The 6,063-nt window shown below is 59.6% G+C and carries 8 protein-coding genes; 5 read left to right on the top strand and 3 right to left on the bottom strand.

Features of this window, described 5'->3' with window-relative positions:
- Window positions 1-242: 242 nt before the first annotated feature.
- Together CSZ94_RS22100 and CSZ94_RS22095 are read right to left on the bottom strand one after the other, a co-directional pair.
- A complete protein-coding gene (locus CSZ94_RS22100; protein WP_102123493.1) occupies window positions 243-833 on the bottom strand; it encodes a DUF4369 domain-containing protein in 591 nt (196 codons plus the stop codon).
- 35 nt (window positions 834-868) lie between these two features.
- The gene (locus CSZ94_RS22095) at window positions 869-1,468 is read right to left on the bottom strand and encodes a hypothetical protein (RefSeq protein ID WP_102123492.1); all 600 of its coding nucleotides are present in this window, start codon (window positions 1,466-1,468) and stop codon (window positions 869-871) included.
- Between the two features lie 244 nt (window positions 1,469-1,712).
- Between CSZ94_RS22095 and CSZ94_RS22090 the strand changes: the two genes are divergently transcribed.
- Complete coding sequence (locus tag CSZ94_RS22090; protein WP_180977579.1) at window positions 1,713-2,438, top strand: HAD family hydrolase; 726 nt, start codon at window positions 1,713-1,715, stop codon at window positions 2,436-2,438.
- A gap of 116 nt (window positions 2,439-2,554) precedes the next feature.
- Entirely contained in the window at window positions 2,555-3,571 is a 1,017-nt protein-coding gene (gene hrcA / locus CSZ94_RS22085; protein WP_034745713.1) for a heat-inducible transcriptional repressor HrcA, read from the top strand.
- Between the two features lie 38 nt (window positions 3,572-3,609).
- Here hrcA and fur read toward each other — a convergent pair whose 3' ends face one another.
- Entirely contained in the window at window positions 3,610-4,041 is a 432-nt protein-coding gene (gene fur / locus CSZ94_RS22080) for a ferric iron uptake transcriptional regulator (protein ID WP_071075246.1), read from the bottom strand.
- Between the two features lie 195 nt (window positions 4,042-4,236).
- Here fur and bamE point away from each other — a divergent pair, with 195 nt between their 5' ends.
- Genes bamE through CSZ94_RS22065 form a run of 3 tightly spaced genes read left to right on the top strand, consistent with a single transcriptional unit; the run spans window position 4,237 to window position 6,036 of the window.
- A complete protein-coding gene (bamE, locus tag CSZ94_RS22075) occupies window positions 4,237-4,872 on the top strand; it encodes an outer membrane protein assembly factor BamE (RefSeq protein WP_308410593.1) in 636 nt (211 codons plus the stop codon).
- Between the two features lie 19 nt (window positions 4,873-4,891).
- Window positions 4,892-5,701, top strand: coding sequence for a 4-hydroxy-tetrahydrodipicolinate reductase (dapB, locus tag CSZ94_RS22070; protein ID WP_102123491.1), 810 nt, complete (start codon window positions 4,892-4,894; stop codon window positions 5,699-5,701).
- An 8-nt stretch (window positions 5,702-5,709) separates the two neighbouring features.
- Window positions 5,710-6,036 (top strand): barstar family protein, encoded by a 327-nt coding sequence (locus CSZ94_RS22065; protein WP_102123490.1) that lies wholly within the window; start codon window positions 5,710-5,712, stop codon window positions 6,034-6,036.
- Window positions 6,037-6,063: the final 27 nt, after the last annotated feature.

Raw genomic sequence — 6,063 nt, 5'->3', positions numbered from 1 at the left:
ACAAACCACGTTCACTTTCGCCGCTTACAACCTGACGCGCATGGCGACGATCTTTGGCTGGCGTTTATCGGCGGTGGGTGGGTAACTCCGTCCCTAGAGTACGGAAAGCGCTAAAAAATGTCAAAAAACGGCCTGAAAAGTGGCTGAAAACTGCTTTTTAGGAAAAATGCGGCTTCCAGCCCGAAAAATTCGCATGTCTGGCGACAAAATCCGAAGGACTGGGGTCCTTTTTCAACACCCTGTTAAGTTGCAGCGGCTGGATTGCAAACGATCTGCACGGTGGTGATGTTGGCGCTGCCCATGGTGCCAGCGCCTGTGCCAGGCTGTACGACGCACAGCAGGCCCTTCGGCTGGCTGGAGACGCTGACGTTATAGGTGGCGCCATCGGCGACAGGGCCGGCCATGATGAAGGTCGTGGCATCCTTGGCCACCGTGGTGGTTACATTGCCGTTAATCAGCACCAAGCTGTCTACCGTCAGGCCGGAAACCGTGCCGCTCACGGTATACGTGTTTTGCGAACAAGAAACGGCAGCGCTGATGTTGATGTAATGGCCAGCCGAACCGGAACCACCACTGACGCCGCAAGTCATGTGGGCAGGCTGGGTTTGCACGGTGATGTTGTAGTCGGTGCCATAGTCGATGCGCTTGCTAAATGTAAACGCGGTTTTTCCGGCTGGAACCGGGAGGGTGTCGCCGCCGTTGGCCAGGACCAGGCCGTCGTTGTTCAAGTTGCTGATGGTGCCGCTGACATCATACGAGGCCTTGCCGCCGCAAGCGGCCAGTCCCAGGGTCAACAGCAGCGCGGTGAGTGGGCGCAGACAGAATAACTTCATGTATTTCTCCAAAAATAGGTGACGGATCGCAAAGATTACTGCGGCGTGCAGTCAAGTGTGGCAGCGCTCGTGGCGGCGGAGCCCATCGTGCCGACCGTGTCGCTGCCGTCGGCACTGGTGGAACCCTGGAAGCGGCACTTCAGGCCCGTTGGCTGAGTCAGTATGGAAATACTGTATGGGGCGCCGTCAGGTACCGCATCGAATTTGTAGGAGGTGGTGCCAGCCAGTGGGCTGGTGCCGTTGGGACCCATCACCAGGCGCAAGCCGCCAGCGGCCAGGCCCGTGATCGTGCCGCTCAGCGGGTAGGTATTGGTCGTGCAGCTGACAATGGCCGTGTTCACGGAATAGCTCGTTGCCTTGCCGCTGCCGTTGGTAATACTGCAAACGGCGCCCTTGGGCTGTTGCGCAATGGTGATATCGTAGCGGTCGTCGGTCTTGATCAGCTTGGTGAAAACAAACTGGGTCTGGCCCGCAGGAACCGGCAAGCTTTCGCCATTATTCAGCAGAATCAGGCCATCTTTTGCCAGAGCGTAGACTTGGCCACCCAGATACAGGTTGCCGCCGCTGCCGCCGCAGGCTGCCAGTGTGACGGCGCAAGCCGCCGCCAGCATCGAGCGCAGGTACAAATTTTTCATACATTCTCCAAAACGAATTAGGTTGGGTAGCGCAACGCGGACGCTGGCGCCGCATTGGAATGGCGCCTATTTTAGTCTATCTGGCAAGCTGAATGACCTTGCCTTGTATCACCCTGTAACAATTTTTCGCCGGGAAGCGCTGGCCCGGCCCCATTCCACGGTGGCGCAGCCATGCCGGCGGCGGCGATCGGTGCGACAATAGATGCAGCCTGCGCATCGTGGCGCGGCATCCACCGTGAATCCCATGTCCCTTGCCCCTGTCAAACCCGCCGTGCCGCCCAAGGCCATCCTGTTCGATCTCGACGATACCTTGTGGCCCATCGCGCCCGTGATTGCCGCCGCCGAAACCCTGCTACACGACTGGCTGGCCACGCATGCGCCCAAGGTGGCGCAGCAGTTTTCCATCGAGGTGCTGCGCCAGCACCGTCTGGCCATGCTCAAGGAGCAACCGCATTTCCATGGCAACCTGATCGAGTTGCGCCGCGCCGGCCTGCTGGCCGCCTTCGAGGCTGCCGGCGAGGATGCCGCCCTGGTCGACGGGGCCATCCTGCAATTCCTGGCCGCGCGCAACCGCGTCCAGCCATATGACGACGTCTTGCCTGGCCTGGCCTGGATGGGCCAGCGCATGCTGGTCGGCTCCATCTCGAATGGCAATGCGGACCTTGACATTATCGGCCTGGCGCAGCATTTCAAGGTATCGATTGCCGCCAGCGAGTTTGGCGTGGCCAAGCCCGACGCCAGCATCTTCCTGGCAGCCTGCGCCGCGCTGGAAGTAGCCCCGCATGAGGCCGTGTATGTGGGCGACGACCTGCATTTCGACGTGACGGGAGCGCAAGGGGCGGGCATGCGTGCCGTCTGGATGAACCGCAACGGCAGCGACGCCCACCTGGCCGCCGGCGTGCAGCCCGACGCCATCTGCGCCAACTTTGACGAGTTGCTGCTGTGGCTGCGGCAGCAACTGGAAGATTGAGCACCGCCGGACGGGCGAACGTGCATAATAGGTGCTGTTGATGCACGTTCGGCCGCTTGCGCTGCCGCTTGCCTAAAGAATAATTGCTTAAAGAATATTTGCTTACCTAAGACACCATGCAACTCGATACACGTGCCCAGACACTGCTGAAAGCCCTGGTCGAGCGATATATCGCCGACGGCCTGCCGGTCGGTTCGCGCGCCTTGTCGAAAATTTCCGGCCTGGACCTGTCGCCGGCCACGATCCGCAACATCATGGCCGATCTGGAAGAGCTAGGCTATGTATCCAGTCCGCACACCTCGGCCGGTCGCATTCCCACGCCGCGCGGCTACCGCATCTTTGTCGACACTTTGCTGACCGTCCGGCATCTGGATGAGCACCTGGTGGAGTCGCGCATGCGTCTGCAGACTCCGCAGCCGCAGAAAACCATCGCCAACGCGGCGCAGATGCTGTCGTCGCTGTCGCAGTTTGCCGGCGTCGTGCTCAGTCCGCGCCGCGAATCCGTATTCCAGCAAATTGAATTCTTGCGTCTGTCCGAAAAGCGCATCCTGCTCGTCATCGTTGCCCCCGGCGGCGATGTGCAGAACCGCCTGCTGCTGACGGAGGCCGACTACACGCCGGCGCAACTGGTGCAATCGGCCAATTACATCAACCAGAATTATGGCGGCCTGTCCTTCGACGCCGTGCGCGTGCGCCTGCAGGGCGAATTGCGCCAGCTGCGCGACGACATGGGCAGCCTGATGCAGGCGGCCGTGGAGGCGGGCAGCGAAGCGATGGCCGACCATAGCGATGACATGGTGATTTCCGGCGAACGCAACTTGCTCAGCGTGAGCGATCTGTCATCGAACATGCATTCGCTGCGCCAGATGTTCGACATGTTCGAGCAAAAAACGGGCTTGATGCAGTTGCTCGACGTGTCGAGCAAGGCGACGGGCGTGCAGATTTTCATCGGCGGCGAATCGAACCTGGTGCCGATGGATGAAATGAGCGTGGTGACAGCGCCGTATGAGGTCAACGGCAAGATCGTGGGAACGTTGGGGGTGATCGGACCGACGCGCATGGCGTACGAGCGTGTCATTCCGATCGTCGATATTACGGCTAAATTACTGTCGAGCGCGCTCAGCCATCATTGATGCTGCGCCAACCGCCCCGCAGGAGCGGCAAGCCTGCGTCAGGCGGTTTTATGCGGGCAAGCTGTCTTGATGCAGTTGCCGTAGATGGCCAAGGCGTGTTCGGCAATCTTGAAGCCACGCTCTTCAGCCACTTTTTGCTGGCGGATTTCGATGTCCTCGTCGAAGAATTCTTCGACCCGGCCACAGTCGAGGCACACCAGGTGATCGTGGTGGGAACCTTCGTTGAGTTCGAAAATCGCCTTGCCGGTTTCAAAATGGTTGCGGTTGAGCAAGCCTGCCTGTTCAAATTGCGTCAGGACACGGTAGACAGTTGCCAAACCGACATCCATATTGTCGGCCAGCAGAATTTTATAGACGTCTTCTGCTGTCAGGTGGCGTACCGGGCTACTCTGGAAGATATCGAGTATCTTCAGGCGTGGCAGGGTCGCTTTCAGGCCGCTTGCCTTGAGATCACTAGGATTGTTACTCATGTTTGTTGCTCGTATGTGGGTCAGGTGCTTTATCATATAGCGTTTTGTCGGGGAGTGCCAAAATATGCATTTTTTGGCAGGCCGGTCACTCCTGGCGTTTTGTTCATCCAATTGAGGTCATTTATGCGCGTAACACCGGCTGTATTGCCATCTCTCTGGCACCGTATTTCATTTCGAGCACCAGTCGTGGCAGGCATGGTCTGTGTCGCGCTGGCCATGTCCGGCTGCGCCAGCCGTGGCATCCTTGGCGAAAAGCCGGCAGCGAGCCAAAAAGAAGGCAAGGAAGTGGTCCCCGATCAGGGCGCACAAACGACCACCGTGACGCCGCTGCAAAAATTCATGTGGTTTTTCTCGCCGTATCGTCCTGACATTCAACAAGGCAACTTTGTCTCCGAAGAGATGCTGGCCCAGTTGAAAGTGGGCATGACGCGCGACCAGGTGCGTTTCGTCCTTGGCACTTCCCTGCTGACCGATATCTTCCATGCCGACCGCTGGGATTATCCATTCCGCCTGGCACGCGGCAGTGGCGAAACCACCAGCAGCCGCGTGGTCGTGTACTTTGATAAAGAGGGCAAGGTAGCACGTTTCGAAGGCGGCAACTTGCCGACGGAGAAAGAATACATCGACCGCATCGCCGGTCCGTCGCCGTTCGCCAAGGTTGCCAAGGCCGATGTGCCTGCCGCAGCCGTACCGTCGCCCGTGGCGCCGAGCGCCGTGCCCGTGCCGGCCGATGCCGCCCCCGCTATTCCTGTGAGCAAACCTGACGTTGCACCCGTACCTGCAACGACACCTGCCGCCGAAACGGCACCTACTGCCGAGCCCACCAAATAAGTTGCTGTAAGAAAATAAAATGACTGAATTGAAAATCGCCATCGCTGGCGCCAGTGGCCGCATGGGCCATATCCTGATCGAAGCGGTCAGCAATGCCCCCGACGCCGTGCTCGCTGGCGCGCTCGACCGTGTTGGCTCGCCGTCCGTCGGCCAGGATGCCGCCGCCTTTCTCGGTAAACCTGCCGGCGTGCTGATCGAGTCAAGCCTGGCTACCGGCCTGGCCGGCGCCGATTACCTGATCGACTTCACGCGTCCCGAAGGCACTTTGCAGCACCTGGCGTATTGCGCCGAGCACGGCATCAAGATGATCATCGGCACCACCGGTTTCGATGACGCCGGCAAGGCCGCCATTGCCACCGCCGCCGAAAAGACGGCCATCATGTTCGCGCCGAACATGAGCGTGGGCGTGAATGTCACCATGAAGTTGCTGGAACTGGCCGCGAAAAGCCTGTCCGAAGGCTACGATATTGAAATCATCGAAGCGCATCACCGCCACAAGGTCGACGCGCCATCGGGCACGGCCCTGCAAATGGGTGAAGTGGTAGCCGGCGCCCTGGGCCGCGACCTGAAGGAATGCGCCGTGTACGGCCGCGAAGGCGTGACGGGCGAACGCGATCCGTCGACCATCGGCTTTGCCACCATCCGCGGCGGCGATATCGTGGGCGACCATACGGTGCTGTTTGCCGGCATCGGCGAGCGCATCGAGATCAGCCACAAGTCGAGCAGCCGCGTCACCTACGCCCACGGCGCCCTGCGCGCTGCGCGTTTCCTGGCCGACAAGCCGACCGGCCTGTTCGACATGCAGGACGTGTTATCGCTGAAGAACTGAGGAAGACCATGGCCACTGCCATCCTGAATGGAAAAGACATCACCGACGTAGCGAGCTTTCACGCGCAATGCGTGTCAGCGTTCGGTTTCCCCGCGTTCTACGGCAACAGCATGGATGCCTGGGTCGATTGCCTCAGCTATCTGCGTGACGACGAAAACATGACGCAGTTCCGTTTGAAACCGAACGAAGTGCTGGAGGTCGTCGTGCTAGACGCAGAGGCAATGAGGGCGCAGGCGCCGGACTTGCTGGAAGAAATCACGTTCTGTATCGCCGGCATCAATGAGCGCTACGAAGACTATGGCGAGAAGCCGGCGCTGAAACTGGTGCTGAAATAATAAAGAACGCGGGACAGTTTTTTGACT

Source organism: Janthinobacterium sp. ROICE36, from assembly GCF_002869965.1.
Classification (GTDB): domain Bacteria; phylum Pseudomonadota; class Gammaproteobacteria; order Burkholderiales; family Burkholderiaceae_D; genus Janthinobacterium.
Note: the sequence above shows the minus strand (reverse complement) of the source record. Positions and strands in the feature narration are given on the sequence as shown.

Bases quoted from the DNA above. Each gene is read 5' to 3' on its own strand.
- CSZ94_RS22090 (WP_180977579.1), top strand. From the start codon at position 1,713: ATGTCCCTTGCCCCTGTCAAACCCGCCGTGCCGCCCAAGGCCATCCTG.
- CSZ94_RS22100 (WP_102123493.1), bottom strand. From the start codon at position 833: ATGAAGTTATTCTGTCTGCGCCCACTCACCGCGCTGCTGTTGACCCTG.
- hrcA (WP_034745713.1), top strand. From the start codon at position 2,555: ATGCAACTCGATACACGTGCCCAGACACTGCTGAAAGCCCTGGTCGAG.
- CSZ94_RS22095 (WP_102123492.1), bottom strand. From the start codon at position 1,468: ATGAAAAATTTGTACCTGCGCTCGATGCTGGCGGCGGCTTGCGCCGTC.
- fur (WP_071075246.1), bottom strand. From the start codon at position 4,041: ATGAGTAACAATCCTAGTGATCTCAAGGCAAGCGGCCTGAAAGCGACC.
- dapB (WP_102123491.1), top strand. From the start codon at position 4,892: ATGACTGAATTGAAAATCGCCATCGCTGGCGCCAGTGGCCGCATGGGC.
- bamE (WP_308410593.1), top strand. From the start codon at position 4,237: ATGGTCTGTGTCGCGCTGGCCATGTCCGGCTGCGCCAGCCGTGGCATC.
- CSZ94_RS22065 (WP_102123490.1), top strand. From the start codon at position 5,710: ATGGCCACTGCCATCCTGAATGGAAAAGACATCACCGACGTAGCGAGC.